General features: G+C 41.3%; 40 protein-coding genes. 3 read left to right on the plus strand and 37 right to left on the minus strand.

What is annotated here, in order from left to right:
- Positions 1-3: 3 nt before the first annotated feature.
- From NSQ99_RS19085 to NSQ99_RS19100, 4 genes are all read right to left on the minus strand, one after another.
- On the minus strand, positions 4-1,323 hold the full coding sequence (locus tag NSQ99_RS19085) for a sensor histidine kinase (RefSeq protein ID WP_340838515.1): 1,320 nt from the start codon (positions 1,321-1,323) through the stop codon (positions 4-6).
- A 125-nt stretch (positions 1,324-1,448) separates the two neighbouring features.
- Positions 1,449-1,631 carry a hypothetical protein gene (locus NSQ99_RS19090; RefSeq protein ID WP_340838516.1) on the minus strand — a complete coding sequence of 61 codons (183 nt, stop codon included), beginning with the start codon at positions 1,629-1,631 and terminating at the stop codon, positions 1,449-1,451.
- A gap of 195 nt (positions 1,632-1,826) precedes the next feature.
- Positions 1,827-2,207 carry a glyoxalase gene (locus NSQ99_RS19095; RefSeq protein ID WP_340838517.1) on the minus strand — a complete coding sequence of 127 codons (381 nt, stop codon included), beginning with the start codon at positions 2,205-2,207 and terminating at the stop codon, positions 1,827-1,829.
- A 171-nt stretch (positions 2,208-2,378) separates the two neighbouring features.
- The gene (locus NSQ99_RS19100) at positions 2,379-3,146 is read right to left on the minus strand and encodes a DUF4184 family protein (RefSeq protein ID WP_251667312.1); all 768 of its coding nucleotides are present in this window, start codon (positions 3,144-3,146) and stop codon (positions 2,379-2,381) included.
- Between the two features lie 164 nt (positions 3,147-3,310).
- On the opposite strand from NSQ99_RS19100, the gene NSQ99_RS19105 reads away from it, so the two are divergent.
- Positions 3,311-3,775 (plus strand): cupin domain-containing protein, encoded by a 465-nt coding sequence (locus NSQ99_RS19105; protein ID WP_251667311.1) that lies wholly within the window; start codon positions 3,311-3,313, stop codon positions 3,773-3,775.
- A 93-nt stretch (positions 3,776-3,868) separates the two neighbouring features.
- Here NSQ99_RS19105 and NSQ99_RS19110 read toward each other — a convergent pair whose 3' ends face one another.
- From NSQ99_RS19110 to NSQ99_RS19130, 5 genes are all read right to left on the minus strand, one after another.
- Positions 3,869-4,189, minus strand: coding sequence for a hypothetical protein (locus NSQ99_RS19110; RefSeq protein ID WP_251667310.1), 321 nt, complete (start codon positions 4,187-4,189; stop codon positions 3,869-3,871).
- 53 nt (positions 4,190-4,242) lie between these two features.
- Positions 4,243-4,398: a hypothetical protein gene (locus NSQ99_RS19115; protein ID WP_340838518.1), complete on the minus strand. Its 156-nt coding sequence runs from the start codon at positions 4,396-4,398 to the stop codon at positions 4,243-4,245.
- Positions 4,398-4,538, minus strand: coding sequence for a hypothetical protein (locus NSQ99_RS19120; protein WP_340838519.1), 141 nt, complete (start codon positions 4,536-4,538; stop codon positions 4,398-4,400). The genes NSQ99_RS19115 and NSQ99_RS19120 overlap by 1 nt, the downstream gene beginning before the upstream one ends.
- 93 nt (positions 4,539-4,631) lie before the next feature.
- Complete coding sequence (locus NSQ99_RS19125) at positions 4,632-5,174, minus strand: AAA family ATPase (RefSeq protein ID WP_340838520.1); 543 nt, start codon at positions 5,172-5,174, stop codon at positions 4,632-4,634.
- Between the two features lie 495 nt (positions 5,175-5,669).
- Positions 5,670-5,816: a hypothetical protein gene (locus NSQ99_RS19130; RefSeq protein ID WP_251667307.1), complete on the minus strand. Its 147-nt coding sequence runs from the start codon at positions 5,814-5,816 to the stop codon at positions 5,670-5,672.
- A gap of 217 nt (positions 5,817-6,033) precedes the next feature.
- On the opposite strand from NSQ99_RS19130, the gene NSQ99_RS19135 reads away from it, so the two are divergent.
- Positions 6,034-7,083, plus strand: a complete 1,050-nt coding sequence (locus NSQ99_RS19135; protein ID WP_251667305.1) for a flavin-containing monooxygenase — start codon at positions 6,034-6,036, stop codon at positions 7,081-7,083.
- A 59-nt stretch (positions 7,084-7,142) separates the two neighbouring features.
- Here NSQ99_RS19135 and NSQ99_RS19140 read toward each other — a convergent pair whose 3' ends face one another.
- The 23 genes from NSQ99_RS19140 to NSQ99_RS19250 all read right to left on the minus strand — a co-directional run bounded on the left by NSQ99_RS19140 (position 7,143) and on the right by NSQ99_RS19250 (position 20,871).
- Positions 7,143-7,586 (minus strand): VOC family protein, encoded by a 444-nt coding sequence (locus tag NSQ99_RS19140; RefSeq protein WP_340838521.1) that lies wholly within the window; start codon positions 7,584-7,586, stop codon positions 7,143-7,145.
- A gap of 118 nt (positions 7,587-7,704) precedes the next feature.
- Positions 7,705-8,652, minus strand: a complete 948-nt coding sequence (locus NSQ99_RS19145; RefSeq protein WP_251667302.1) for an aminoglycoside phosphotransferase family protein — start codon at positions 8,650-8,652, stop codon at positions 7,705-7,707.
- Positions 8,653-8,670: 18 nt separating this feature from the next.
- Entirely contained in the window at positions 8,671-9,036 is a 366-nt protein-coding gene (locus NSQ99_RS19150) for a hypothetical protein (RefSeq protein ID WP_340838522.1), read from the minus strand.
- Positions 9,037-9,211: 175 nt separating this feature from the next.
- On the minus strand, positions 9,212-10,003 hold the full coding sequence (locus NSQ99_RS19155) for a GNAT family N-acetyltransferase (protein ID WP_340838834.1): 792 nt from the start codon (positions 10,001-10,003) through the stop codon (positions 9,212-9,214).
- Between the two features lie 230 nt (positions 10,004-10,233).
- On the minus strand, positions 10,234-10,740 hold the full coding sequence (locus tag NSQ99_RS19160) for a DinB family protein (RefSeq protein ID WP_340838523.1): 507 nt from the start codon (positions 10,738-10,740) through the stop codon (positions 10,234-10,236).
- Between the two features lie 88 nt (positions 10,741-10,828).
- The gene (locus NSQ99_RS19165) at positions 10,829-11,110 is read right to left on the minus strand and encodes a hypothetical protein (protein ID WP_251667297.1); all 282 of its coding nucleotides are present in this window, start codon (positions 11,108-11,110) and stop codon (positions 10,829-10,831) included.
- A gap of 19 nt (positions 11,111-11,129) precedes the next feature.
- Complete coding sequence (locus tag NSQ99_RS19170; protein WP_340838524.1) at positions 11,130-11,792, minus strand: HAD family hydrolase; 663 nt, start codon at positions 11,790-11,792, stop codon at positions 11,130-11,132.
- Positions 11,793-11,823: 31 nt separating this feature from the next.
- Complete coding sequence (locus tag NSQ99_RS19175) at positions 11,824-12,276, minus strand: VanZ family protein (protein WP_340838525.1); 453 nt, start codon at positions 12,274-12,276, stop codon at positions 11,824-11,826.
- 7 nt (positions 12,277-12,283) lie between these two features.
- Complete coding sequence (locus NSQ99_RS19180; RefSeq protein WP_340838526.1) at positions 12,284-12,829, minus strand: hypothetical protein; 546 nt, start codon at positions 12,827-12,829, stop codon at positions 12,284-12,286.
- A complete protein-coding gene (locus NSQ99_RS19185; RefSeq protein WP_340838527.1) occupies positions 12,826-13,044 on the minus strand; it encodes a DUF4083 family protein in 219 nt (72 codons plus the stop codon). The genes NSQ99_RS19180 and NSQ99_RS19185 overlap by 4 nt, the downstream gene beginning before the upstream one ends.
- A gap of 23 nt (positions 13,045-13,067) precedes the next feature.
- On the minus strand, positions 13,068-13,388 hold the full coding sequence (locus NSQ99_RS19190) for an antibiotic biosynthesis monooxygenase family protein (protein ID WP_251667286.1): 321 nt from the start codon (positions 13,386-13,388) through the stop codon (positions 13,068-13,070).
- Positions 13,389-13,429: 41 nt separating this feature from the next.
- On the minus strand, positions 13,430-14,044 hold the full coding sequence (locus NSQ99_RS19195; protein ID WP_340838529.1) for a hypothetical protein: 615 nt from the start codon (positions 14,042-14,044) through the stop codon (positions 13,430-13,432).
- A 71-nt stretch (positions 14,045-14,115) separates the two neighbouring features.
- Positions 14,116-15,102 (minus strand): GNAT family N-acetyltransferase, encoded by a 987-nt coding sequence (locus NSQ99_RS19200; RefSeq protein WP_340838530.1) that lies wholly within the window; start codon positions 15,100-15,102, stop codon positions 14,116-14,118.
- Positions 15,103-15,117: 15 nt separating this feature from the next.
- Complete coding sequence (locus tag NSQ99_RS19205; RefSeq protein WP_340838531.1) at positions 15,118-15,621, minus strand: GNAT family N-acetyltransferase; 504 nt, start codon at positions 15,619-15,621, stop codon at positions 15,118-15,120.
- 61 nt (positions 15,622-15,682) lie between these two features.
- A complete protein-coding gene (locus NSQ99_RS19210) occupies positions 15,683-16,231 on the minus strand; it encodes a GNAT family N-acetyltransferase (RefSeq protein ID WP_340838533.1) in 549 nt (182 codons plus the stop codon).
- Between the two features lie 207 nt (positions 16,232-16,438).
- Complete coding sequence (locus tag NSQ99_RS19215; RefSeq protein WP_340838534.1) at positions 16,439-16,876, minus strand: GNAT family N-acetyltransferase; 438 nt, start codon at positions 16,874-16,876, stop codon at positions 16,439-16,441.
- A gap of 134 nt (positions 16,877-17,010) precedes the next feature.
- On the minus strand, positions 17,011-17,895 hold the full coding sequence (locus NSQ99_RS19220) for a PhzF family phenazine biosynthesis protein (protein WP_340838535.1): 885 nt from the start codon (positions 17,893-17,895) through the stop codon (positions 17,011-17,013).
- A 19-nt stretch (positions 17,896-17,914) separates the two neighbouring features.
- Positions 17,915-18,193 carry a hypothetical protein gene (locus NSQ99_RS19225; protein WP_340838536.1) on the minus strand — a complete coding sequence of 93 codons (279 nt, stop codon included), beginning with the start codon at positions 18,191-18,193 and terminating at the stop codon, positions 17,915-17,917.
- 43 nt (positions 18,194-18,236) lie between these two features.
- Positions 18,237-18,494 carry a DUF2164 domain-containing protein gene (locus NSQ99_RS19230; RefSeq protein ID WP_340838537.1) on the minus strand — a complete coding sequence of 86 codons (258 nt, stop codon included), beginning with the start codon at positions 18,492-18,494 and terminating at the stop codon, positions 18,237-18,239.
- Positions 18,495-18,515: 21 nt separating this feature from the next.
- Positions 18,516-19,373, minus strand: coding sequence for a pentapeptide repeat-containing protein (locus tag NSQ99_RS19235; protein WP_340838538.1), 858 nt, complete (start codon positions 19,371-19,373; stop codon positions 18,516-18,518).
- A gap of 63 nt (positions 19,374-19,436) precedes the next feature.
- The gene (locus tag NSQ99_RS19240) at positions 19,437-20,081 is read right to left on the minus strand and encodes a pyridoxamine 5'-phosphate oxidase family protein (RefSeq protein ID WP_251667272.1); all 645 of its coding nucleotides are present in this window, start codon (positions 20,079-20,081) and stop codon (positions 19,437-19,439) included.
- Between the two features lie 86 nt (positions 20,082-20,167).
- Positions 20,168-20,362: a hypothetical protein gene (locus NSQ99_RS19245; protein WP_251667271.1), complete on the minus strand. Its 195-nt coding sequence runs from the start codon at positions 20,360-20,362 to the stop codon at positions 20,168-20,170.
- 23 nt (positions 20,363-20,385) lie between these two features.
- Entirely contained in the window at positions 20,386-20,871 is a 486-nt protein-coding gene (locus tag NSQ99_RS19250) for an NUDIX hydrolase (protein WP_251667270.1), read from the minus strand.
- Positions 20,872-21,005: 134 nt separating this feature from the next.
- Here NSQ99_RS19250 and NSQ99_RS19255 point away from each other — a divergent pair, with 134 nt between their 5' ends.
- The gene (locus NSQ99_RS19255; RefSeq protein ID WP_251667269.1) at positions 21,006-21,752 is read left to right on the plus strand and encodes a YqjF family protein; all 747 of its coding nucleotides are present in this window, start codon (positions 21,006-21,008) and stop codon (positions 21,750-21,752) included.
- Positions 21,753-21,774: 22 nt separating this feature from the next.
- On the opposite strand, the gene NSQ99_RS19260 is transcribed toward NSQ99_RS19255, so the two are convergent.
- From NSQ99_RS19260 to NSQ99_RS19280, 5 genes are all read right to left on the minus strand, one after another.
- Positions 21,775-22,173, minus strand: coding sequence for a hypothetical protein (locus NSQ99_RS19260; protein ID WP_340838539.1), 399 nt, complete (start codon positions 22,171-22,173; stop codon positions 21,775-21,777).
- 32 nt (positions 22,174-22,205) lie between these two features.
- A complete protein-coding gene (locus tag NSQ99_RS19265) occupies positions 22,206-22,958 on the minus strand; it encodes a class I SAM-dependent methyltransferase (RefSeq protein WP_340838540.1) in 753 nt (250 codons plus the stop codon).
- Positions 22,959-23,109: 151 nt separating this feature from the next.
- Positions 23,110-23,493, minus strand: coding sequence for a glyoxalase superfamily protein (locus NSQ99_RS19270; protein WP_340838541.1), 384 nt, complete (start codon positions 23,491-23,493; stop codon positions 23,110-23,112).
- Positions 23,483-24,115, minus strand: a complete 633-nt coding sequence (locus NSQ99_RS19275; RefSeq protein WP_340838542.1) for an NUDIX hydrolase — start codon at positions 24,113-24,115, stop codon at positions 23,483-23,485. The genes NSQ99_RS19270 and NSQ99_RS19275 overlap by 11 nt, the downstream gene beginning before the upstream one ends.
- 193 nt (positions 24,116-24,308) lie before the next feature.
- The gene (locus NSQ99_RS19280) at positions 24,309-25,121 is read right to left on the minus strand and encodes a hypothetical protein (protein WP_340838543.1); all 813 of its coding nucleotides are present in this window, start codon (positions 25,119-25,121) and stop codon (positions 24,309-24,311) included.
- Positions 25,122-25,163 lie beyond the last annotated feature (42 nt).

Below are 25,163 nucleotides of genomic sequence, written 5' to 3' on the forward strand. Positions count from 1 at the left end.
GCATCAAGCGGTGCCTGATGCAGCCGCAGCACTTGATGAAACAGCAGCTTCGATTGTAAGCTTTTGGGTAAACCAGCCTGGTTCACATAACGTCTCTAGATGAGCATTTGGGTATTGATGAACGATTCTATTAACCGTAGCTAGCCCAAGTCCACGATTTTTACCCTTTGTTGAATAATGCTCTTCAAAGATCCTATGTACGTTACAGCCCTCTAACGTTGCACGATTTTCAATAACGATGACAATCGCACCATTAACCGTATCAATGATAGCAAGATTGATGCTTGGATGCTCAATGCATTCACTCGCTTCAATTGCGTTATCAAGTAAGGCTCCTATCACTCTAGCTAGGTCGATCATATTCATATCAATCGAGGTGATAAGATCCGGAATCTCAACATTTACAACAATGCCGTTCTTCTCTGCCGTAATTAACTTGGTCGCTATAAGCCCCTTCAGCTCTTGAATCTTTATGTTTTTGAACTGCATAAACATTAAATGATGATGAAGTGTTTGCTGCTCTACCTTCAAGATATGCTCGTGAAAGTATTGACGCAGCCCCTCGAGGTTATTGTCATCTAGGTAACCTCGCATAGTAAGCAATATATTTACGTAGTCATGCCTGAACTTGTGCATATCATGATTAACGAGCTCAAGCTCACTCATATAGTGAAGAAACTGCTCCTGCTCCATCTCTTGAAAATGGATAGCATTGCGTTTCTTCATATATAAGATCAATAGACTACTCAGCACGATCATAGAGATGAAATAGCTTATCTGTATCACGAGATTCATCAATATAATTTCACTTGTGCTATCGCGAGTGTCGAATATGTTCATATAGACAACAACAATTGTGCTAAGGAGAATGGCAACTAACAGCGCCTTAATATACCATGGCGGCTCAAGTGCCTGAAACTGTCTATACATATATTGCTTGTACCAATATATCAATAGCGTAAACATCAGCACAAAAAAGAGCAGTGTCAGTGCGAGTGTGCCGCTGCTGCCTAATACTTTACTGAAGGTTGGCTGCAGCAGCATGGAAAAGTAATCCGATATAATGGTGCTAACGATAATGACAGAACAGGATATAATCGAAAAAATCGTTCGTTCAAAGTAGTAGTATAATAGATGTGCTGAGATCACGAGATAGGCGATGGCTATGTACTGTGGAGTAAGATACATCAAGATGGTTGTCGGTGCAACGATTATTCCTATATACAGCAGAAGCTGCTTTCGAGATGGCTTCTTATCGATGATGTAGAAGAATGCGAGAAGCAAAAGGATATGCTCCATTATTCCATAAATGATCAGAGTCATAAATGATCGAGCTGCCTTTCTGTTCATATGTTAGAGGAATTTTACCTTCATAATAACAAATCATTCGACAAAAAGTTCAAATTCTCTTATGTGAACGATTTTCAATCCTACTTGATAACGTATTTTTATTTTTTCAGCTTGTTTTGATTAAGTGTTCTTTGCTTTGCTCGATGCTTTGCGTCTCGAATCATTGCCTCCTCCACATAATCTCGTTCTGGTATACTCATTCTTAAATCAATAAGCTGACATGTAATGACGATATTAAGCGCAATAATCAAGTAAACCATCCAATCCCCACTCTCCTTCATCGGTTTCCCTTTTCCCTATCGTATGCTTGTCTTGCCGAAATAATGAGTATGTTCGAATATATAAAAGAGAGACTTTGGACATCATCATATAATGATGTCCAAAGTCTCTCAGTCCAGTTTAATAGATATAGCCTAAGACATATACTGAAGCTTAATATTATATTTCAATAGATATGGTCTAAGCTCGCTGCTCTATCAGCTGCAATAGGTGAATGCACTTATTGGCATTATAAACTCTAGTATATTGCCAAATGGATCGAAGCATTCGAACCTTTCGTAATCTGGAATAGCCTTGCATTCCTTAAGCAATATTCCATAGGATTGCAGTCGCTCTCTCATATCATCAATATTTGCGACCTCATAACTAAGATAAGCGTTTCGTCCCTCTGTATCAGATACACCGACAAAAAGTGTACGATCGCCGGCTTTTAGCCAAAAGCCTTCACGATCAATCAAGCTTGCAGGCTTGCTAACTTCCTCTAGTCCAAGTACATCACAATAAAAGGCTCTCGCCTCTTTTTCGGCACCAGTAGGAATAGTAATTTGTGCGTGAAGCAAGCCCTTAATCATATTCATTCATATCCACCTCATTCAACATTGTCACGATGCACTCCATCATGTCTCGCATCGCGCAGTCGCTTACGCCAAGAGCAGTCCAAGACAGCTTCAAGAACGCAGCAGCTTTACTACCCTATCGCCGAAAAGGAACAAATATATCTGCCAGATGTGAACAATATGTGAACGCCCTTATTTTCTAAATGCTTGGTATGTAGGAGCCAGCGATGCCACAACAATGCCTAGTACTAGACCCGAGATCGGTGCTACGACTAATATTCCGAGCGTATTACCACTCGCACTAAAAGCTAGCTTAAGCAGCGTCGTTACAATGGCAACTAGGACAGCTATTGACCAGTACATTAACTTCTGCTTGCTGCTAATCTTGGAGACATGGAGCTTACTGAGCTTGAGCTTATCCTGTTTAATTCTCGATAGACTTAACAGCAGTATCACCACCATCCCGATCAATCCGACGAGCGAGGTGCTGTACTGCAGTACTTTGTATATGGGTAGTGAGAGCAGCGATTCATTCCAAATCCATGGCAGCAGTTCGATGAAGGAGCTATGTGCATGTGTCCATTCATCCAGTGTGATATGAGTAACGAACCCTATGATGGCGGATAATACAAAGATCGACCACGCTCGCCATGAACGAAGCTGCTCTTGCTGCAGCATGGCGTAGCAGCGAGCGTCCAGCTGCCATATGCCCGGAAGGTGAATAGACAGCGGCTTCTTCACTACATAATGGAACAAGGCTGCGAGAATGATACTTAAGGGTAATGCTTGCAGCCATAATCCTTGCCATGTATGACCGATGCTCCGATAAGGCTCAAGGTGCAGAAAGTATTCTAGATCAGGTGACATACTGCCTAATATAAGTCCTGTAGCACTAAAATATTTTGGCTTTATATAGCGGATCGGCAGTGCATAAAAAGCATGCGCTACAGTAAAGGGCATAAGCTTGTCTCCTTTCAATAGCGATTAGCTAACATTAATATTTATGTTGGATAGAAGAAGTTGCTATGTACATTTTCATCAATTTACGATATAAAGATAGCATTGTAGAATAAGAAATGATAATAGAAAGCTTCACCGTAGAAGCTAATGATAGGAGTGTACTCATGCAAGCAGTTCAACAAAAACGTTCTCCACTCGTGGAGCAGCTCGGACTTCAACCACATGTTGAAGGTGGCTGGTATAAAGAGCTTTGGAAAGCAAATTTTACGATTCCTCAGCATGTGCTTGGCGAGCCTTATTCTGGTCCACGCCCAGCGGCAACTTCAATCTACTTTTTACTACATCCTGATGAATTTTCTGATTGGCATAAGGTGTACTCTGACGAGCTGTGGCTATGGCATTCAGGGAGCCCGTTGCTTCTAACGTTAGGTGGTACAGATAAAGACCCCGCTATTAGACAAGAAATTATCGTTGGGCCGGACATTGCTGCAGGACAGCAGCTACAAGCGCTTGTACCTGCCAATGAGTGGCAAATGGCCAAGCCACTCGGTGATGAGCCTGTACTTGTTTCCTGTGTCGTTGCCCCAGGCTTTCATTACGACGACTTCAAGCTAATTGATAGAAGCTAATATCAACGATGTATACTAAAAACGTCCATCTATGTGACATCACTTCATAGATGGACGTTTTTTATCATAAAGAGGTTGCTGTATCATCATTCATTAGTACAATCCGATAACGATCCAGTATGAGGCAATGACTACACAACATGCGACGCAAATTAATTTCAAAAAGCGAATGGCTGGTCGATCACTTGCGATCAACTCATTCTGCTGGTCAAACCCAGCGATCAATATCGCTAGCAACGAGCACGCAGCAGAGAAGCGAAGCAATTGAAAAATATACTGATCTAGTGAATCATAATAGATCGTATAGCTAGAACTGCTATAATAGTCCACAGTGTAGCCCTTAAACACAAATAAGCCTACGAGTAGACCAAGGATAAAGCTGTATATTCCTGTTTTTACGATTTTTCTTTCCATCGTTTTCCCTCTTCCCTTTGATGCATCTGTTCTTTTCTTATCATCTAGCGAGACTACTTTTTCATTGATTCAACCGTTTGGTGCAATTGTTCTAATGAACGCTGAGTTTGTTCTAGCTGTCGTAAGGTCGTTGTTTGATTACCGATGACACCTGCAAAGCCAATAATTAACACAATTAAAATTATAATTGCCAGTATCTCCAACGTCATTACTCCCCCTTGTTCTCTTTGTATTGTCGATCTCTTTCCATCGCCTCTGCTACATAGTCACGTTTTTTGACGAGCCCCAGCTTAATATTGATACGGATGAGCAGTGCGATAATGACTAGAAGCAGCATCGTATTTAGCATATTCTCTCCCCTTAATGATAAAAACCGAAACACCAGCTAATAACAACACTACTCAAAAGGAGCACGGCATTTCGGCTTTATGTAGTTATCTTGCTACTGCAATTGCTGGTATACAGGTAGCTGATTCATAATGACACTAACAATATCATCTGTGTCTTTATCATCTGTTTGAATAAACTGCTCGAAGCGATGATTCTTGAATGCTTCCGTGTATTTCAAAGTTTGCGTGTAAGTATATTCGTTAAGCTCATCTCCTCTTTTCTTCAATCGCTGGTAGATCGTAGACTCAGAAGCTTCTAAGCAAAAATGATAAAGCTCTGGATCAATCGCTTTTAATTCCTTTACGATAAATTCAAAGATCTCAGGTTTATAAATCGTTGTAGGTATAATTAAATCTGTATTGTATCTTTCAATCATTTCGCGTGCTGTTTTTACCGTCAGTATCCCCCATAACTCCATGTCTTGGTAGTCACCGGTTTGTTCTTCTTTTAGCCTCACGTGATCTGGAATGATCCTTTTAAGCATGCAGCCGATTTCTTCGGGATCAAAAATAATGCTTTTCTCAAGCATAGGTTGAAGCATATAAGCTACTGAAGTTTTTCCAGAGCCAACTGCTCCGTTAATCATTATGATCATGATGCACCTCCACCGTAAACATTTTATTAAAAATACGTTTATCGTTAACCTGGATGTTAACATCAAATACCCACCTAATATTAACATAAATGTTATCTTTTAAGGCGGTTTTATTTCAAATATTACACAATTTTTATTGAACCATAAAAAGAGCTGCAGCGTGATGTGGGAATTGCTGCAGCTCTTCTTTTTCACAAAAAACTAGTGAGGGTACGTGGAGTCAAGGGCGAGCTATGCTTAAGCATAGTTTATCGAGGGGAGGTAGTAATTATTTATAGATTGCACACACTTATCGGACTGTTTGTTATCCGCATTCGAGGTAGGACAATAAGCGCAATCCTTTAGACCTATTTTAACATCAAATCATCATAAATTGACAAAAATATAATCAAATACTCTTTTTTTGTCATATCATGCATTTCATTAGGTGATTACGCAACATTTTAACCAAGTTTTTACATTTTTATAAAGAAAAAATATAGTTGATCATTTGTACTACGGTTTGTTTTTCGTAATTTCGATGAGTTTATTTATCGCTTCCTCTAGTGCTTTTGACTGATCAAGCTTTTTTTTCAGTAAACGTTCGATTGAAAGCAATGAAATGAATATAAAGACCAACATAAATATAAGAAATAATTCCATTCACTACACCTCACAGTAATGTATCAAACCATATTTGTGTTACAGCACCAGCTGAGATGGATCGTCATTCTGTTCCAGCTATCCTTCCCTTCTCTACGGTCATGTTATATTGAAGGCATCATACGTGGTAAATGTTGACACAAACGATGTTTCGACATAAACTAAATATGAGCATATGTTCATGTTTGGTTTTACAATCCATGTAGAGGTGAAAATAATGATCCAGGCTTATGATGTTATTATTATCGGTGCTGGCCAAGCAGGTCTTGCCGCAGCTTATTATATGCAGCAGGCGGGGATTCGTTATGTTGTACTCGGTAAAGAGAAAAGAATAGGTGACAATTGGCGACAGCGCTATGACTCGTTAATATTGTTCACTCCTAGATGGTACAGTCAGCTGCCTGGTCTGCCGCTTGATGGATCACCACATCAATATCCCTCAAAAGATGAGATCGCCGATTACTTGGAGCGCTACTCGGTACAGTTTCAACTCAATATTGAGCTCGATATAGGCGTCGAGTCCTTAACAAAGGAGGCCAATCAATTCCTGCTTGATACAAGCAGAGGACGATTGGTGGCAAAGCAGGTGATTGTTGCAACTGGACCATTTCATAAGCCTTACTTGCCTACTTTCTCTTCTGAGGTGGATCCTGACATCTATCAGCTGCACACGTCACAATATCGTTCCCCTTCTGACTTAAAGCCTGGACCCGTGCTTATTGTTGGCGGAGGTAACTCGGGCGCCCAGCTTGCCGTCGAGCTTAGCGAGGATCGCGAGGTAACCTTATCTACGAATCGCAAGCTCTTGTTTTTCCCACTACAGATAGGGAAGCGAAGCATTTTCTGGTGGCTTCATAGGCTTGGCTTGCTGCGGGCATCGGCAGATAGCTTGTTTGGCAGATGGTTAATAAGTAAAGGTGATCCTGTTTTCGGAACTGAATTAAAGCAAGCATTAATGTGTGGTATTGTACAGCTAAAACCACAAACAGTCGCTGTACACAATGGTCAGATTGTCTTTGCAGATCAAAGCAAGCTTCATGTGAAAAATATTGTGTGGGCAACTGGATTTCGTGCCGACTACAGCTGGATTAAGCTTCCCCAAGTAGTCGATGATGCCGGCAAGCTTCTTCACGTTAAAGGAGTTACACCAGTAGAGGGCTTATATGTACTCGGTTTACCTTGGCAATCCCATCGTGGGTCTGCATTAATCGGTGGAGTGGGTAGAGACGCTAGCTACTTATACAGCGTCATCGCTAGTAGGTTATAGCATCAACAAAAAGAGCACACCAGGGCATTCCAATGCTCAGCTGTGCTTCTTGTGTGCTTCTATTCAGCGTTAACGAAAAAGTTATCTTTCAACTCATCCTCCATATCCCATATCGACCAAGCAGCCTCAAGCAGATTCCCCTCATTATCTCGGAAATAAAAATATTTAGCTTCACCCTTTCCTAACGTATGCAGCTCTTCCACATCAAGCTGCGCGGCTCTAAATTGCTGGTGTGTTTGCTCAATGTCGGTACAGTTGATGGCCATGATCGGAAATGGTTTTCCGTTACGATTAATTTCCAGTCGATGGGGCTGATCTGTCTCTATAAGCAGCAGTGCAATCGAATGCCGATGTGGATGATGCAGCACAGCTAACATGGAGCCACGATCCTCAAACTTATTCATCAGCTTAAAATTAAGGTGCTTGGCATACCAAGCAATAGAAGCTTCCATGTTAGAGATCGGTACGTAAACGTATCCAATTCGATTGAATTTAATGTCCATGCGATACAACTCCTTAACCTTCAAGCTAATCACCGCCTGAAGAATATATATTGTATTGCCTCACTGGAATAATGACCTGCGCGGCATTGTGTCACACCTGACTTCAAGCTACTGAAAATTACAGCCAGCCTGTATGGTCAACGTACCACTTTGGTACGACAGATGCAAAGTGATGATGATCCTCAAGCACTTGCTCACAACGAATAAGCATCTGTTCACTTTCCTCAGGCTTCACACTTGTTATCCACACCATTGACGCGATCACACTCATCGCCGTATACAGGGAATATAGCTTCCAAAAATGCTCCGTGGGCTCTTGGTCACCATGATAGCCGCGAATCTGACCGATGGAGAATGGAATACTAACCGGCACACTGAAAAAACCTACCTTAAGAAACTCATGGATCGGATCGCCCCAATCCATCCGATTAAAGTCAATGACACCCGCTAATTGCTCGTTCTTTACAATGAGATTGCTAGCATGAAAATCATCATGCTGCAGCAGGTTAGGTCGTCCTTGCATAAGATGCAGATGCTCTTCAATAAACGAGATTATCTGTTCATCAGAGGATAGTTTCAGACTACGCTCTAATGATTGGTAGCGCTCCAAGTATCGTTTATGCTTATTAAGCTTTCGCTCATCCCATGAAGTCATCGTAGGAGGCGCCTTAATTCGATGGATCAAGCGCAATTGCCTGCCTGCTTGTTGACCTATACGGTACTGAACACTGTTCGAATAATGCGGAAGAAGCTCTGACGCATCTTCACCTTCGACATAGCTTAATACGAGATAACCTGTGCCTGTTAAGCCATTCACCCCTAGTGCGATAGGTTCTGAGCAATTCACACCTAGCTGTCGTAAGCTGCCTAGCACGTCATATTCTTCTTGCTTAGCAGTGAACTGTCTCTCCTCGAACAGCTTAACTAGGTATGGACGCTGCTCGTATGTAACCCTATACTTCATGTCATTTGAGTAGCCCTTAAGAATGGGCTCAATACTTATTGGCTCATCATGAAACAAAGGAATACTCTGGATTTGCTTAATATGTTGCTGAACATCTACCATCGTTAGGTTCCTCCTGAGCTATTTATATTTATCCGATCGATGAGGCCGTTTGTTTAATAGATCATTATGATGCTTCTCATACTGCTCGAGCTCTTTTTCAATACTTAACTCATAATCAAAATTCTCTTCTGTCTCGACTTGATCCTGCCTCAACTGCGTTTGCCTCACTCCTGCACGTTCTTCCTCATTAAGCTGATGCTTAATCGTATGTACATCTTCAATTCCGAGCTTTATTTTAATTTTTTGAGCATCAGCATAGAGCTTCTGCTGCTTGAAGTACATACTTATTACTAAGCCAAATGCAATACAAATAATGATAGCTAAACCATATTCACCAAAAAAATATGTCGTTATTAACGCAAGAAGTATACCTAATATCGCCATTACCTTTCCTCTCTTATATCTATAGTTACAATCGTTTTGAAAGGCTTGCCTTTTTTATATGCTATATTTGATCTGCTTCGCCTCGTTCGGCGTAATGATGAGGCAGCGGTTCATCTGCTGTAAATTGTCTATCATGCTGCAGTACAGGTACATTCCTCATAGATTACCTCCTTATTTATACTTGAGTCCAAGTGGATCGCGTATAAGCGAGCTTCATACCTGCTCGTTCCATATTACGGTGACTCCCGGAGCAATAAGCGCATTGTCCGACAATTAGCTTACAGCCACGTCGAAGCGCTTCCTTCATGCGATAGAGCAGCAGCTCCGTATGCAGTCCCAATTGTCGATATGCTGGCAATGTTGCAGCAAAGGTTAACGAGGCCACCTGATCCTTCATATGCATAACAGCGACGGCCGCCGGCTCTTCATTATAGAAACCAATATAATATCGCCAGCCTTTACGGCCATGCAGTACACGATTGTTGCTGGCAACAGAGGATTGACCATCTAGGGAAAGCCCTGTACCAAGGCAATGAATTTGGGCATATAATTCAAATTCGTCCTCGTGCAGCTCACGCACGAGTAGCTGCTTATTGTTAGATAGCTCGATCTCATGAAGCAGTTCGCGATACATTGAAGTATGGAATCCCGCTTGATAGAAGGACCGATCATGCAGCAGCCTAAAAACAGCTTTATTCGCCTTGCTTGGAATGAATTGAAGCTCGAACGGTCTGCTTCTTTCCTCATAAAACCCAATAATAGCCTCAACATCTTCTTCTTGAATCGTTCCCTTTACATTATTGAACAAGCCCCACGGCATCGTTCGGCTGTAAAACGCAATGGCGTCATGAAAACGTCGGATCTCAATTCCTTCAGGGTTTCCATCACGTTCCTTGATCGCTTGCATTCTATCGAGCATATAGTCAATCTCTGCTTTCTCGATGATTGCTGCGAGCGATGTATTCATCGGCAACTGCTACTCCCCCTTATTCCTTCGTTAAATTAGGCAGTTTTTTACAGTTAATATTCCCAAAAATAAACGTCTACCTAGATAATAGCAATCATAGGTAGACGTCCGAGCTGTCTCACTTTATGTAATTATGTTATATATGTATATGGTATTTTACTACCTATACTAGTTTACCATAAAATTTGGTAATGGAAATATTCAATATTTAATAAGGTAATAATATATTTCTAAGATTTAGATAGAGAAAACAAGTAAAACATATAATCGGTCGGAACACCTTTCTGCCCACATTGATGAAGCATCGCTGTAATATTACCTCGGTGATAGGTACCATGATTGACAACATGCTGGACTAAATCAGTCATTGCTGTTGAAACAGTTCCAAAGGCAGGATGTGAAATCGCAATGCTTGTGTCTGTGTCTAATGAGGAAATAAAACGGCGGTAGTCAGTTGCAAGCAGCGAATATCGCTCCTCCATATGCTGAATCGTTAAGTTTGAAGATTGGCTCAGCTGTTCGACGACTACAGTCCTAGCTTCTTCGAACGTTCCACCTTGCATCACATTAAGCCACATCGCATCCATAGCATAAATATGTGACATCGTTGCTTGAATGGAAGGGAATACACTATTTAATGCTTGACTCCATATGTCACCAGGCAGCTTCTTAAGATGCTCAAAAACAAGCTCATTCGCCCAAACATGATACCCATGTAATGTCAGAGTTTGACTCAACTTTATTCACTCCTTGATTTAATGATGTCATGTAGTTAGCCGAGTTAATTATTCATTGACTTAGCTAATCCATTAATAAATTCAGGCTCTAAATTATGCTGGAATCAAAGCTGCTCCATGATAATGCTAAACATACTATTCCGAGTACGAAAAATACAGCCGATACTTTCACATTTCTTCTTAGCTTCAAGCCAAAAACTAAAAAGAATAAAGCTGCTGATAGTTTTGCGAGGCTATCATAGTTAGAGTTATAGGAGAAGAGTGAGCTGCTGAACAATAGTGAAGCGATGAACGTTAAAGGGATTAGAACCTTAAACCATAGTGGTTGCTTCATAAACAATCTGTAGTAAAATTTTACTCTTTGTTTCATCAGGATACCTCCTATTGTTTTATAGAATGGTAAGCAGCTCATCAAGCCTTGTAATCGTATGTATCGGCTTCACCTTCACTTGCTCATTCCAAGGTTGATTCACCTTGATCCATATTGTATTCATTCCTATCGCTGCAGCACCTTGCACATCATTCACTGGATGATCACCGATATAGATACAATGCTCAGGTTGCAGCTGTAATCTCTCTAATGCCATGCGGAATATGAGTGAATCCGGCTTTTTAACCTTTGCTTCCTCCGACACGAGGATCGCATCGAACTGATCTCTCATGCTGAGTCGATCAATTTTACCGTATTGTATCATCGTTCTGCCATTGGTAATGAGTGCGATCTTATACTTTTCTTTTAAAGAAGACAGCACCTCATGAGCATGAGCCATCGCTACTGCGCTGCTAACATATTCCGATTCATAGAAAGCCATCAAATCCTGTACTGTCGGTCTTTCCTTCCACGGGAATTCATCGATTAGCTGCGCGAACAGTTCTTTCTTATCCTTATACCCGTCCTGATCAAGGTCGATGATCATATCATACAGTTCTTGTTTCTCTTCCATATGACTAAAATACTGCTGTAAAAACTTCGTTGTAAATTGACCAAACGTCTTCGTACGATCCAAGAGCGTATTATCCAAATCAAATATAATACCCTTCAGTTCCTTCATGTCCGCCTCCCTTTCACAAAAAAACGCCTCTCTAAATATCAGATCTAGATGGGCGTTTCATGTTCATCTTTATTAAATATAACAGTCTAAAAATTCCGTATCCAAAAAAGAAACCTACTGAATTTAATATAAAGTCATCGATGTCAAAGCTTCCTCTTCTCGAAACGAGCTGCAAGCCTTCTAATATAAGCAGACCAACAAAGAAAACAAAGTACGTTTTACCGATTCGTTTACCGAATACAATGGGGAGCAGCACGCCAAAAGGTACAAACACAGCGATATTGCCAATAAGATTCACAACCCATATCGATGTATTAAAGCGATCAAACTGCATAAAATGAGAGATCGTCTCAAATGGCCTGAGATTAATCATATAGTGATTGGAGGTGGACCTTCTCCCAAACCCAATTAGCATCCAGTAGCTTAACAATAATGTATAAAATCCTAGTAATGCAACAGCTATTTTCACAAATATTTTATTCATATCTCGCCTAAGACTGCTCCTTTAAGCCAACACTTCTAATCTTCCTAAGCAGGCGGGCGAATCCTTCCGCTTTAACGAATAGCACGATTCCAATGATGAAGCGCAAGCCCTGCTCGACAATTGAATACAGCTGGACTTGATTCGTAAATGCGAAGCCCTGCTCAGTTGGAATAACGAAATACGTCAACACTAATCTAAGCATAGCAGTAAATGAAAATACGGCTAGCAGCAATCCAACCACTGCTAAAATATAGCCCTCCAGATACTTAACATGGACGATATTCAGTTCTTGCTCAGCTGGAGCCACTTTAGGTAATAGAAGGGATGATATTCTTCCAGCTAGCAACCACATAACGATGCTCACGATAATGAGAATACATGCCGGTATACCAACCATTAAAAATGCTTCAAAAAATGAGAGATAATCAACAATGCTCATATAGGATGGGATAGAAAACTCTAGTAAATTCATCAGATGATTCAATCCAAATAAAAAGAATACAATCGCCAGCACTCTTATGATGAGATAAGAAAGCTCATTCAGCTTAATCATTCCCCTACTCCCTTCCTATTGCTCGTTTTAAATTCCACAGCTCCTTCTTCCTTGCTTAATTGACTTAGTATAAGATCCAGTTTATGCTCTATATTTTGCAGGGAGCTCACTGTGTTACGTCTACTAGTTATTAGCCTATTAATAAAAAGGTAGAAGCTGACTAGAAAAAGTATCATAAGACCAACAACGATAACAGGGTATATAACGCCCATCATTCTATAGAAATCGAAACGCACCTCTACACCTCCCCACCTCGATTAGCTGTTTGTGAGTATATGCTCGTATAATGCTCGACAACTGGAAATGGATCATAGTAGTGGTGTAGAAGTTGCTTCCATTCCTGATATTGATCTGACTGTCTAAAGCCGATCTCATGTGCTTCAATCGATTCCCACTTTACTAATAATAAATATTGATTAGGTGTCTCTACACATTTCTGCAGCTGATGCTCAATATACCCATCCATGCTCGAGATGATCGTAGATGCTTTTTGGAACGATTGCTCGAATGAATCGCACAGCCCTTGCTTAATGTTCAATATGGCTAATTCAAGTATCATAAGCTTCTCCCCTATCCTTATTTACTCCCGCTTCGTATTATTTATTCCACATACACAACCTGCTGTGTGCTCGTATCATATAGAATGGAACGAATATCATTCCTAGACACAAATATTTCGCTGCCATCCTGTGCGATGCCATACGCAATAGGAATCGATATACCACAATTTCGATATGAACCATCTGCGTGACTTGCACCAATGATTACGGCCTTACTCTCAATCGCCAGTCTTTTCGCTTCAGTCAGCCACTCATCGAACTGCTCATCACTAAACATACCTACACCAATCGGGTGAATAATGAGATCAGGAGCTGTTCCTGTAATTTTACTTGTCCCTTGCAGAACTAGCTCGTCACAGAGCATAAACCCGATATTGTAATTATTTATTTGTACGACAGGAGACGCTTCATATTTTGCTCGATTAAGTATGATTTCCCCTACGTCATTGATGATAATCGCCCAGTCCTTAGGCTTTCTATATCCTGTAATGATCGAGGTGCTATAGGCTTTTGCAAGCTCTTGAGCACCTTCGATATTTTCATTAAGGTAGCCTTCAGGGTAGATTATGACATCAATATCTGTATAATTTCTCATGGCTTGCTCAAGCTGCGTAATGGTCTTTTCTAATGTCGGTTGTCCAATGTATAGCTTCATCGTTGTTCACCTACTCCAATGTTATTGCACTCATATAAGGTGCACAGTAAAATGTTTAACTCAGTTTGACCTTACCTTGCATGTTGAAAACTAAGTGTTTTAACTATATGATAGTCGCCCGGAACATGTTCAAATCCCATTTTGTCCCGATTGATACGCAGCATGGGGGCATTAAGCGAATCGTTATTCGTCCTCATAACCTTCACTTGTAATTTCTGTGCTAGCTCAATACTTTTCGCTTTCAAAGCTAATCCAATACCTTTGCCACGGTAAGCCTTTCTTACACCTGTATATTCAAAATACATACTCTGCGTTGATTCATTGTATAGTAGCTGCGTCACCCCGACAGGTTTCTCCTCATCCATCGCCAGCAGCACATATTCAGGCTTAGAGCCGGGTAAGTCGAGAGTCCATTTTCTCCATTCCGCGTAGTCAAAATAATCACCGCTAAAGCCTGGAATATCGAAGCTAGTTTCGCGATAAAGCTCATACAGCTTCTGATCAATGTCTGGCGACGATACTTCAGAATAAGGGGTTATGATGATTGCCTCATTCAAGTGAACGAGTATAGGCTGATCATACTGTGATAAATCCAGTACCGATTCAAAGTAATGTCTTTGAATCTCAAAGCCTCTGTGCTTGGCAAATTGTATGGATTCTGGTGCATTGTCGGGTACTTCAAAATTAAGTTTACTTGCACCAGCACTTTTCGCCCAATGCTCTATCGCTTCATATAACTTACTTCCGATTCCTTGGTTGCGCATTCTTGGATCAACGATAAGCATATGATTCAGCTCCCCCGGTGCTGTCCATGGCGCTCTCCAAGAAATAGCGTAGCCTAGCAAATCCCCTTCTTCATTCACGGCAACAACGCGGTAGCGATCGAAGCCAGTCAATCGTCCAAGCTCATCCTTTGATAATTTACCTGGAGAAGGGATTTTTGAATCTTCCTCCGCCAAATACTCTGCTTTCGTCGGCTCCGATAATATATGATTTAATAATGCTGCAATTGGAGTGTAGTCATCGGGTAGCCGGATTCTACGAATCTCAAAGCTCATCCTAGCACCTCATTATTAATTTTGTACATTGTTGAACACAAATCCTTGGCCCTTCCATGCTTCTGTCTCCACATCGAGCAAGCTATATTTTCCATCTGTATATTCAGAGATCACCTTGCTCCAAAATATCTTGGATGGCTCATTGTTCCCGTGCTGAAGCACTTCCCAATCTCCAGGAAATCGATCGAAGATACGTTTGGCAGCGACTTTACCGATTCCTTTTCCTCGATATTTACGCATAATAAAAAATTCTGCCACCGCTTTTGCATCAGCGCTCGTTTGAAGATAGCAATATGTGTTAATGAGAACAAAACCTGCGTATTGCTCATTAACGATAATGAAATATGGGTGCCGGCCCTCGTCTGTCCAATAATGATCTAAATACTTATAGCCATATCGCCCAAATGGATTCACATCACGGTCATTAAATTCGCTGAAATCATATTCATATAGCTCTATTAACTGACTAAGAATAAACTTCTCATCCAGTGAAACCTCTACGATATTTATTTGCTGCATCACATTCAGCCCCCTGTAAGGATGATCCTACGACAATCACTGCATCGATCTCACTTCACTGCTATTTCACTACGTTCCAATCCTCTGCCAGCATGCCATATATGACAAGATCAATAAAATGATCGTATTGCCATCCCTCTTGCCTGACGATGCCTTCCTGTACAAAGCCTAGTTTCTCTGGAATGGCTCGGCTCTTCTTATTAAACTCAGCTGCACGGATCTCAACTCGATTTAGCTTCAGCTCATTAAATGCATAATTGACTAAGGCTCGGCATGAACGTGTCATCATGCCTTTCCCTTGATAATCGGCAGCGAGCCAATATCCGATCGCCGTTTTTCTGATACCCCAAGCGATCCCATTCAGTCCAATGCAGCCAACAATGCGTCCTTGATACGTAATAGCCGTTTGAAATCCGTTATTGCTAGCAAATTGCTGCATCGTTGATTCAATAAACCATGTCGTATGATCCACCGTTGTTGTTCCATCAACCCACGGTAGCCATTGTCTTAGATAGGTTCGATTACGATCAGTTAGCTCAAACAGCTCCTGTGCATGCCGAAGTTCTAATAGCGTTAATTGCAGCTCATCATCAATTCGATAGCTAAACATATCTATCCCCCCCTAAATGTGGTGACAATGCTCACTGTTATTGTGATCATTTTGATATGACAAACGCCCACCTAGATAGCTTCTTAATCTTAGGTGGGCGTTATGTTCTGAGTAAAATTATAATTAATAAAAAGTTGTGCACGTGCAATATAAAATAGTTTAAGCTATAATAGTACGATTTCTAGTTAATGTCAATTACTAGTGAATTTATTGGAGCAGTCGAATTACCTCTCCATCCACCTCGCCAACCTTGACGAAGCCCAAAGATTGATAGAGCTTACTGGCAACCACATTATTTGGTCTATGACCGATCATCAGTCGGTCACATGCATAGTTTTCCTTCATATAATGAATGAGTTCGATCATAGCTGCCTTACCATAGCCCTTCCGTTGAAACCTTACATCCATCATTAACGCAGGTATCCAATAGTTACCGTCATGATCTGGAGCAGTGCAGTATACAGCGAAGCCTACAAGCTCCTCATCGTGATACACGGCAAGTGGCTCATATTCAGGAACAACCTTCGATTCTGCAATCCAATATACAACTGGAGCAGGAAACATCTCTTTTTGCTCACTTGTCACTTCCAGCTGCGTGCACTCAAACCAATTGTTTCTCGTTACAGCTCCTAAACTAATGCCCATAGCGATTCCTCCAGCATAGAATTTACAGAGGAATCAGATTGCATCCTATTCCTCTGTATTAATAGAGAACACCTTTTCTATCACGCATCGCCCAATTTTTCATACCACATCACTCCTTTCAACATGATAAGCATCTAATCTATCGTAATCTGCCCAACATAAGCTGCTGTTCCTGATATGTATACGTCGATCGATGGCTGGTCATTACGAATCGCTTTTACAAATACTCGCCCATCTCTACCGATTTCCTGTCCTTGTTCAACGACACACTGTAGCGATCGTGATTGTGTATCCATATACGTTAAATAATATGCGCCCATCACACCAGATGCTGTTCCGGTTACAGCATCCTCAATCGTCCCAGAATAAGGTGATGAAAAATGCCTAGCATGCATCATCGCTGCCTTGTCTATCGTTTCAAAGCATAATGGATGTACGGATGCTTTAGAATTCTCTATTAATATCTCAGGAAACCGTTGATTGTCAGGCTTCATTCTAGGGAAGCTGCTTAACCTCTTAATTGGAACGAGCAATGTCCACGTGCCAGTACTTCCGTAGACAATCGGTTTTGCGAGATCGATCTCCTCCAGCGACAATCCAAGCGATGCTGCGAGCTTATCCACATCACCTTGAAAAGCTTGAAACTGCGGTTCATCCTGCTTCATCGTAATCACGAGTTGATCTTCTATCGTGTCAAATGTAACGGGCAGTACGCCAACATTTGTTTCAATCGTTATCGTATTGGCTTCGATTAACCCCTTCGTCTTAAGACAATATAGGGAAGCAATCGTTGCATGACCGCATAGATTGATCTCATGACCAGGTGTATAATATCGCAATCTAACATCTGCAACCTGTGAGCTCAGTACGAACACCGTCTCATTAAAGCCCACTTTCTTCGCAATACGCTGCATATCCGCTTCCGTTAATTGGGGGCTATCTATGACGACCCCTGCGGGGTTTCCTTTGTTCTTCTCAGTAGAAAACGCATCATAGTGCAGGACTTGTATACTGTTCATGCAACCACCTCCTCTAGAATCATTTACCTGTACGATTAATCACCATTCGCACTCCATAATAAACAACAGCCAACAATAAAAAGCAGCCAAGCAGCACCGCCCAATCTACCTGATTTGTATACACGAACACTACCTCTGACGGCAAATCAACCGTTGTGTTAACACTTGGCGCCACAGCTGATGAAATCATCTTTTTCGTAGTCATATAGCCTTGAACGATCTGCCATATATAAAACATAACGATTAGAAATGCGGAAACTATTACGGATTCTATCCATAAACGCACATTCCGTCTCATCTTGCTAACCTCCTGGAATGAATAATTAGTTTTATACTCCGACTTATCTTCTACGTTGCTGTACCGGTTTTTCTAGTATGTAAAGTTCATCATCTAATTGATTGATTTTTTCATGCAGCACTGCTCTAGCATCCGTTAAGGCTTGATTATACATGTATGGTCCGAGCTCATTCATCATAAAATCGATGAACTGTTCAGCAGCGAGCTCACCAATCGTCTCTGAGCGCTCCAGTTCAAAATATGCTTGTACATTATGAATCATCATGTTTTTATCTTCTTTAGGTATGTTTACTCTAAGCATATGATCATTCTCCTACTACTATTAAGATTTCCTAGCATCTAACCAATGTGATGGCATCTCGAGATGAGCTGGCAGTTTCGTTCGCTTATCACCGAGCGCGGAATTAATTTGTGCTTGGGTTAGAAACAGCCCTCCGCTGAGGTCAGCACCACGTAGGTTAGCATCTCGCATATCTGCCCCTATAAAATCAGCCCCGCGCAACTCAGCTTCTGTTAGATCGGCCCCAATGAGGAGAACGCCTCTTAAGCTAGCACCGATGAGGCATGCTTTATTTAAGTTAGCACCAATATAGTCTCTCCCCTGTAAAGCTTGCCGCTTAGATTGATTCGTCTTATTCTGTGCTGCCCGAACGATCGCACTTACCTTTATGAGCACTTCATTTACATTTTTGCGATGCTCGTTCACGTCCAGCTTAAGAATTGATGCTGGTGATTGCAGCGTCAATGCCTCTGTTTCACTCATCAACTGCTCGATCTGTTCATGCAGTATAGACACTTCTTTCCGCATAAGGGACTCCTGTAAATAGTAGAGCATCTCATGAAGCTGTTGAACGACGGGTAATACTGCAAACATCTCTTGTGCTTGTTGTTGTTCTACATGTCTCCAGTCAATTCCGCTATATAGCTGCTGAGAAACCTTTTGTCCTGCACCATAGCATTCGTACACCGTACAGCCCTTGAAGCCTTTGCTCCGCAGCTGTGTATGTATGCCACAACGAAAATCGTTCTGTAAATGTCGACATGGCTGCCCGCCATCCTTATCAAATGCGAAATCCGCAGACTTTGCGTATGGAAGTGCGACACAGCATAAGCCGAAACACTCCTCACACTTCGCGGAATATCGAGCTTCCAATGTATAGGTATAATCTGCTACTGACATTGTTGCCACTTCCTTTTTCCAGTTACATCATTGAGTCTAGTGTTACGAGCAAGGTTAGCTCGTTTAGTACAACCGATTTTTATAGGTATCCTCTAGAGATTTTTCAATCTGGTCAGCGGTTACCTGCATTTTTTCACTTACATGCGCAGCAATTATTTTAGAAGCTGAAGGCAGTTCATTTTTAGGCAGCCACTGCTCAGCATCCCATAAGCCTGATCTCTTAAATGCTTTGCCACAATGCATGTAGCATTCTTCAATCTCGACGCCAATGCCCATCTTCGGCAGCTTCCCATTCACTGCTGTTTTACTTAATAACGCCTCATCACGACTAATGCATGCTCTTCCATTTACTCGAAAGGTCTCATCCATTCCAGGTATGATGAAGATGATTCCGATATGAGGGTTCTGCAATATATTTTGAATAGAGTCCATTTTTCTATTGCCGGGTCGCTCTGGTATAAACAGATGCTTCTCATCTATGATATGTACAAAGCCCGGACGGTCCCCTCTAGGCGATGCGTCACAGCGTCCTTTGCCATCCGACGTTGCGATGACGATAAATGGAGAATTACTAATAAAATCCTTACTAGTTGACTCTAATGAATGAATGACTTTATTGGATACAACGTTACTTGGTTGTCCGAGCTCTGCCTGCAGCTCGTTGAATTCCTCGAACGTTTCTATTACATTTCTAAAGATGCTGTTCATCGTAATCCACCCAATCTATTAGAAGTTTCAAGTCGTACATATAGGTTAACATAAATTTCCACATTTTTCTCTAGCAGTACTAACGCTTAGTAGATTCGATTGTATAGCCAAGTGATGATTCCAAACGTTGCTATAACGATCAGGGATACAAACAGGATATAGCCTTTCTTCGTACTCGTTCGTGTATGTTGGTCGTAGAATTCAGGTCTTCGGTCGAACCCTGTCCACAATTGGGCAACTAAATTAACGACAACGAGAATAAAGCTTTTTGCGAGCCTCATCTTATCCCTCCTCAACACCGTTATTATCTATTTTCATTAGAGAGCACATCGTTGATCAGCTTCTTTTGCACATCTGGCATGCCTTCTGGCCAGCGATCAACATCACAGTACATAATCTCTGATATTTCAGAGCTAGGAGCAAACGTACCTCCGACAATTTTTCCTCTAAATACTAAATCTACTCTTACAGGCTTCTCGCCGTATATCGCCTTAGCAAGTCCTGTGATTTCAACGGTTAGCTTCGTTTCTTCATATACCTCTCTTGCCAGTGCCTGCTCAGGCTTCTCCAGCTCCATCCAGCCGCCTGGCACTCCCCAGGGCTCATCTCGATAAACATGCTTTAGCAGCAGCACCTGACCTGCTTCATTCGTAATTACGCCAAGAACAGAGACTAGAAATTTATGCTGCGCACGATATACAATCCAGTTTTTTAATTTATCAAATGGCATATGCTTATACATATACACTAGCCAATCACGCGGTAATCGATTAATAAGCCTCGAAAACAAAACATCACCTGCTTCTTATGTGAGATGGAATAGGTTATTTCCTACTTTATGATGAACATTAGGTTTATTGATTGATGTAACATTTTATATTTGATAATATTTAACATATTAATCTACTGTAGGAGTGAATGACAATGCCAACCGATCATACAAACGATCTATGGGACGCTAGTCATCGTCCCTGGCCACTTCCAAAGCTACCTTGGGGGATGCAGCAATCCTGGAATCATGCGCTGTTTATTCATTATCCGATACAGCTAAATACACTCCGTAAGCTTGTTCCTGACACACTTGCTCTAGACAGCTATGATGGCTGGGGCTGGATTGGCCTCGTTGCTTTTGATATGGATAACGTGAAGTTTCGCGGACTTCCAGCAGCTCCTTCTTTCCCTGAGCTCAATGTACGGACGTATGTAACGATAAATGATAAGCCTGGCGTTTATTTTTTCAGCCTTGATGCAACCAACTTGCCTATGGTTGTCTTTGCCCGAAAGCTTTGTCATCTCCCTTATGCCCACGCGAGCATGGAGCGGCAGCAAAGCGAAAGCGAGCATACACATCACTTTAGCAGTGCTCGCAAGTCAGATCCATCGATCCTACTAGATTGCAGTTATCGGAAGATCTCAGAGCCTTATCTGGCAGAAGCTGGCTCATTTGACGAGTGGCTGACTGAGCGATATTGCTTCTATACCACTTCTCGAAATGGAAAAATTGTTCGTTGCGATATTCTTCATCGCCCTTGGCCCCTTCAGCATGCCGAAGCGGAAATTCGCGATAACACAATGCTATCCGGTCAAGGTATTCATGTCGAGTCAGTACCACCCATACTGCATTATTCCAAGGGCGTAGATGTTCGGGTATGGCCATTGCTTCGTGCATAAAGTGGATTTAGAGATCTTCATTCTACCTTCGTGTCCTATCATATAGAAGAAGAGAATTGCCGATGAGCGTACCAATCAATAAGCACATGGCATTGTAAACAAATGTAGTGATTCCGTAAAAGCCTACTGAATAATCGTCTCCTTCAATTGCAGTCATACTGCCAAACGCAAGTAGCATAATGACATATGCGATTGGACAAAGCAGCAAGCTAAGCAGAGATACGTACCAAAGCTTGCCGCGAAATCCAAACCAGATTACCGCTGTATATATTGCCATTAGTAAAAGGGTAATAAGCGTAATATATACAGGGTTTATGTCATAACCAAATGTGTACGTGACATAAAAAAGCAGCTCCGTGATGCCCCAAAACATCGCGCATATGACAATTAGCCAGAGCAAACGCTGTAAAAAGATCTTCATGGTCGATCAATATTCCTCTCGTTTCTTAGTCCCTATTTATCTGCTACGATTGTAAATTCCCATGGTAGGTTTTCATTGTTCCAGCCACGATGCTCATCGAACTTTCTTAGCTGGAAGCCAGCAGACAGTGCAGCATTGATGATGTCACTGAGCGTATAAAGCCTAAGCATTACATCTGGAAAATCAGCCTGTTCTTCTTCCTCGAAACATCCTTTGTAAGCAACGTCCCCGCTTCTAAACTCCGAATCAAAATAATTAACTTCTCCATTACTAACGATGCACTTGGATAAAGGATGAAAATCACTAAGGATGAGCCTTCCATCCTCCTTCAATATGGTATGGAGAATCGTCATAAATAAATGCAGATCACCGAAATAATGCAGGATGCCGCCTTCCAAATATAGAAGGTCAAATTGTGCTCTATACTTCTCGAGATCAATATCATAGATATCCGTAACGACATAATCTATCGTCGTATGAGCGCTCTCAGCTAGCTCCAGAGCGTACTTTTTGTTTTCCTCGGAAATATCAAACACCGTTACTTCTGCGCCAAGTAAAGCTAGTGGAACAGCTTTTCGTCCATTCGATCCGCATAGGTTGGCAATTTTCAATCCTTCAACCTCTCTAAAGTAATCCTTATGCTTCTTAAGACACGCTAACGGATTTTCCATCATTCGTGATGCACTTTCCTGGGGTAATCCATCTCTTTTATGCCAAAATTCATATGCACGATGCTCCCATGCTTTTTTATTGGTTTGGCCTTGCTCTTTCAGACGCTTATTCAATGTGATCACTCCATTTCGATTTTTATAAAAATAAAAGAAACCGTCTAAGATAGCTATAGTTCTTAGACGGTTTCGATTCTGGGTAGTTTATTCCAATATTATACATCTTTTTCTAACAGATCTCACTAACATATTTTTAAAGGAGTTTTTGTCAGCTGACATGCTGATTCACTTTTTCATATTCAAAGAAAATAATACGATTGCCGAAGGGGTCTGTGACCGTGCATTCCTTACTGCCCCAAGGGGTGCTCTCTAGCCCAGGTCTAGCGAAACGATAGTTTTTACTTACAAGCCTGCTATGAAATTCATGTATCCCCGTTACTTCTATTCTTATTGCAGCGCCTGGGCTGCAATCTCCATGATGCTCACTTAGATGCAGCTGTGTATGATCTCTGGATATTTGCAAATATAAGGGCATGTCATTCTCAAAGCGATGCTCCCAGTCGAGCTTAAAGTCTAAGTATTCTAAGTAAAATTCCTTTGCCTTAGTAATATCAAATATGCGAAGAATAGGTATGATTCCGCTAAGCTTCATTTTCTAATACCTCCTTTATTCGACCTAAGATTTTTTGGTAGAATACCTCGTTGTGCGGGACAAATTGCTCTCTTCCTACTTTCTTTTGCATTTCGATTCTATATCCCTGTTCATCTAGCACAAACCCTTGAATATCGATATCGTTCTTATTACTCGTCCACATCTCATAGAAGTCATCAAAGCGTACCATAAATACGCCTGCAACCTCTTCTCGTTGGAGTGAAAACTCATCTAGCTCCCCATTGAAACGGTGGACATGTACATGAGCAAACTCTTTATCGATCAGTTGACCATGCGTCACCTCATAATCGACAACGCCTAGCGAAATAAGCTCCTCATACGAAATGTCGATACCAAGCTCCTCATTCACTTCTCTTACCCCATCCTCCACTGTCTCATCAGACAATAAATGTCCGGCAGCTGTTATATCTAATAAGTTTGGATAATCTCTCTTCTTCTCGCTTCGCAGCTGAAGGTAAATATAATCGACGTTATCTATGTTGTTAACTAACCAGCAATGAAACACTTCATGCCAATAGCCTTGTTTATGTATTTCCTCACGAGTTGCCACACCTATCGGTTCTCGTTGTTCATTAACAATATTAATTAGCTCAGATTGCATCGCTATTCTCCCTTGGCCATGTAGTATTGATCGTTCTAACCTATTACTGTTATTAAATCCATATATTAGACAACCGTATTTGCTTACTATATCATATAAACAAACGATACAGGGGAGGAGGATTCGTACTTTTTCTTTATGGAAGACCCAGCCCAACGGACTAATGTACACTCGGCTGGGTCACATCACGCCATTATTGAAGCTGCTTCTTCACTTGCTTTATCTTCTCTTCAATTTCGCTAGAGTTCTTTTTTTCTTCAGCAGTACCATGCTTGGACTCTAATTTCATAATATCCTCGTAGGAGACGTCTTCAACATTGCCCCATTTCTTCCAAGGTGCAACATCATACCGGTAATGTCTATAATATTTCAAAGGATGTAAAGATCCTGGTGCGTAATTATACGTTCCCATATTCACAGCATCAGTGACCAGCTCTTCTGTCTCTGCGTTATATACCACTTCAAATCGTCCATCTGCTGAGATGAATTTAACATTTAACGCTGCATTCATGTCCTCTGAATGGTATCGATGAAACCTCGCGCTAAATAGCCTCCATTTCCCTTGAGCCGTTAACTCAATCATATCGGTCAATCGTTCGGGTGCTCCACTATATTCGTTCAATACATTTCTAAAGTAATGGATCTCTTGAGTGATATCGCCTATTCTTCTTATATTTTCATCAAACATCTCAAAGAACAGATGATCGTTTACATGGTTCATTAATGCTTCAGGTTGTTTCACTAGATCTTCCATCATCTTATCTACAACTGCTTTCGCAGCCACTTGTTTAGCATCGTCGAAAATATACCATTGTTCATTGTTGAGTCGGATTCGCTCATACAATTGCTCCAGCTCATGGAAGTATTGACTCGATAGAAAGGCGCCATTGTTATTCTCGCTACTTCCCTCAAGCTGTGGGTTCCATACGGTTCTATATTCATTACTTAATACGAACAGCATAATAATGACGATGACTGTATAGATGACTGTCTTTTTCTTAAGCATACTTTCCTCTTTTCTAAGGCTATGTACATTAACAGGAATACG

Source organism: Paenibacillus sp. FSL W7-1287, assembly GCF_038004245.1.
GTDB classification, from domain to species: domain Bacteria; phylum Bacillota; class Bacilli; order Paenibacillales; family Paenibacillaceae; genus Pristimantibacillus; species Pristimantibacillus camelliae.

Bases quoted from the DNA above. Each gene is read 5' to 3' on its own strand.
- NSQ99_RS19085 (WP_340838515.1), bottom strand. From the start codon at position 1,323: ATGACTCTGATCATTTATGGAATAATGGAGCATATCCTTTTGCTTCTC.
- NSQ99_RS19090 (WP_340838516.1), bottom strand. From the start codon at position 1,631: ATGAAGGAGAGTGGGGATTGGATGGTTTACTTGATTATTGCGCTTAAT.
- NSQ99_RS19095 (WP_340838517.1), bottom strand. From the start codon at position 2,207: ATGAATATGATTAAGGGCTTGCTTCACGCACAAATTACTATTCCTACT.
- NSQ99_RS19100 (WP_251667312.1), bottom strand. From the start codon at position 3,146: ATGCCCTTTACTGTAGCGCATGCTTTTTATGCACTGCCGATCCGCTAT.
- NSQ99_RS19105 (WP_251667311.1), top strand. From the start codon at position 3,311: ATGCAAGCAGTTCAACAAAAACGTTCTCCACTCGTGGAGCAGCTCGGA.
- NSQ99_RS19110 (WP_251667310.1), bottom strand. From the start codon at position 4,189: ATGGAAAGAAAAATCGTAAAAACAGGAATATACAGCTTTATCCTTGGT.
- NSQ99_RS19115 (WP_340838518.1), bottom strand. From the start codon at position 4,398: ATGACGTTGGAGATACTGGCAATTATAATTTTAATTGTGTTAATTATT.
- NSQ99_RS19120 (WP_340838519.1), bottom strand. From the start codon at position 4,538: ATGCTAAATACGATGCTGCTTCTAGTCATTATCGCACTGCTCATCCGT.
- NSQ99_RS19125 (WP_340838520.1), bottom strand. From the start codon at position 5,174: ATGATCATAATGATTAACGGAGCAGTTGGCTCTGGAAAAACTTCAGTA.
- NSQ99_RS19130 (WP_251667307.1), bottom strand. From the start codon at position 5,816: ATGGAATTATTTCTTATATTTATGTTGGTCTTTATATTCATTTCATTG.
- NSQ99_RS19135 (WP_251667305.1), top strand. From the start codon at position 6,034: ATGATCCAGGCTTATGATGTTATTATTATCGGTGCTGGCCAAGCAGGT.
- NSQ99_RS19140 (WP_340838521.1), bottom strand. From the start codon at position 7,586: ATGGACATTAAATTCAATCGAATTGGATACGTTTACGTACCGATCTCT.
- NSQ99_RS19145 (WP_251667302.1), bottom strand. From the start codon at position 8,652: ATGGTAGATGTTCAGCAACATATTAAGCAAATCCAGAGTATTCCTTTG.
- NSQ99_RS19150 (WP_340838522.1), bottom strand. From the start codon at position 9,036: ATGGCGATATTAGGTATACTTCTTGCGTTAATAACGACATATTTTTTT.
- NSQ99_RS19155 (WP_340838834.1), bottom strand. From the start codon at position 10,003: ATGAATACATCGCTCGCAGCAATCATCGAGAAAGCAGAGATTGACTAT.
- NSQ99_RS19165 (WP_251667297.1), bottom strand. From the start codon at position 11,110: ATGAAACAAAGAGTAAAATTTTACTACAGATTGTTTATGAAGCAACCA.
- NSQ99_RS19170 (WP_340838524.1), bottom strand. From the start codon at position 11,792: ATGAAGGAACTGAAGGGTATTATATTTGATTTGGATAATACGCTCTTG.
- NSQ99_RS19175 (WP_340838525.1), bottom strand. From the start codon at position 12,276: ATGAATAAAATATTTGTGAAAATAGCTGTTGCATTACTAGGATTTTAT.
- NSQ99_RS19180 (WP_340838526.1), bottom strand. From the start codon at position 12,829: ATGATTAAGCTGAATGAGCTTTCTTATCTCATCATAAGAGTGCTGGCG.
- NSQ99_RS19185 (WP_340838527.1), bottom strand. From the start codon at position 13,044: ATGATGGGCGTTATATACCCTGTTATCGTTGTTGGTCTTATGATACTT.
- NSQ99_RS19190 (WP_251667286.1), bottom strand. From the start codon at position 13,388: ATGATACTTGAATTAGCCATATTGAACATTAAGCAAGGGCTGTGCGAT.
- NSQ99_RS19195 (WP_340838529.1), bottom strand. From the start codon at position 14,044: ATGAAGCTATACATTGGACAACCGACATTAGAAAAGACCATTACGCAG.
- NSQ99_RS19200 (WP_340838530.1), bottom strand. From the start codon at position 15,102: ATGAGCTTTGAGATTCGTAGAATCCGGCTACCCGATGACTACACTCCA.
- NSQ99_RS19205 (WP_340838531.1), bottom strand. From the start codon at position 15,621: ATGCAGCAAATAAATATCGTAGAGGTTTCACTGGATGAGAAGTTTATT.
- NSQ99_RS19210 (WP_340838533.1), bottom strand. From the start codon at position 16,231: ATGTTTAGCTATCGAATTGATGATGAGCTGCAATTAACGCTATTAGAA.
- NSQ99_RS19215 (WP_340838534.1), bottom strand. From the start codon at position 16,876: ATGGGCATTAGTTTAGGAGCTGTAACGAGAAACAATTGGTTTGAGTGC.
- NSQ99_RS19220 (WP_340838535.1), bottom strand. From the start codon at position 17,895: ATGAACAGTATACAAGTCCTGCACTATGATGCGTTTTCTACTGAGAAG.
- NSQ99_RS19225 (WP_340838536.1), bottom strand. From the start codon at position 18,193: ATGAGACGGAATGTGCGTTTATGGATAGAATCCGTAATAGTTTCCGCA.
- NSQ99_RS19230 (WP_340838537.1), bottom strand. From the start codon at position 18,494: ATGCTTAGAGTAAACATACCTAAAGAAGATAAAAACATGATGATTCAT.
- NSQ99_RS19235 (WP_340838538.1), bottom strand. From the start codon at position 19,373: ATGTCAGTAGCAGATTATACCTATACATTGGAAGCTCGATATTCCGCG.
- NSQ99_RS19240 (WP_251667272.1), bottom strand. From the start codon at position 20,081: ATGAACAGCATCTTTAGAAATGTAATAGAAACGTTCGAGGAATTCAAC.
- NSQ99_RS19245 (WP_251667271.1), bottom strand. From the start codon at position 20,362: ATGAGGCTCGCAAAAAGCTTTATTCTCGTTGTCGTTAATTTAGTTGCC.
- NSQ99_RS19255 (WP_251667269.1), top strand. From the start codon at position 21,006: ATGCCAACCGATCATACAAACGATCTATGGGACGCTAGTCATCGTCCC.
- NSQ99_RS19260 (WP_340838539.1), bottom strand. From the start codon at position 22,173: ATGAAGATCTTTTTACAGCGTTTGCTCTGGCTAATTGTCATATGCGCG.
- NSQ99_RS19270 (WP_340838541.1), bottom strand. From the start codon at position 23,493: ATGAAGCTTAGCGGAATCATACCTATTCTTCGCATATTTGATATTACT.
- NSQ99_RS19275 (WP_340838542.1), bottom strand. From the start codon at position 24,115: ATGCAATCTGAGCTAATTAATATTGTTAATGAACAACGAGAACCGATA.
- NSQ99_RS19280 (WP_340838543.1), bottom strand. From the start codon at position 25,121: ATGCTTAAGAAAAAGACAGTCATCTATACAGTCATCGTCATTATTATG.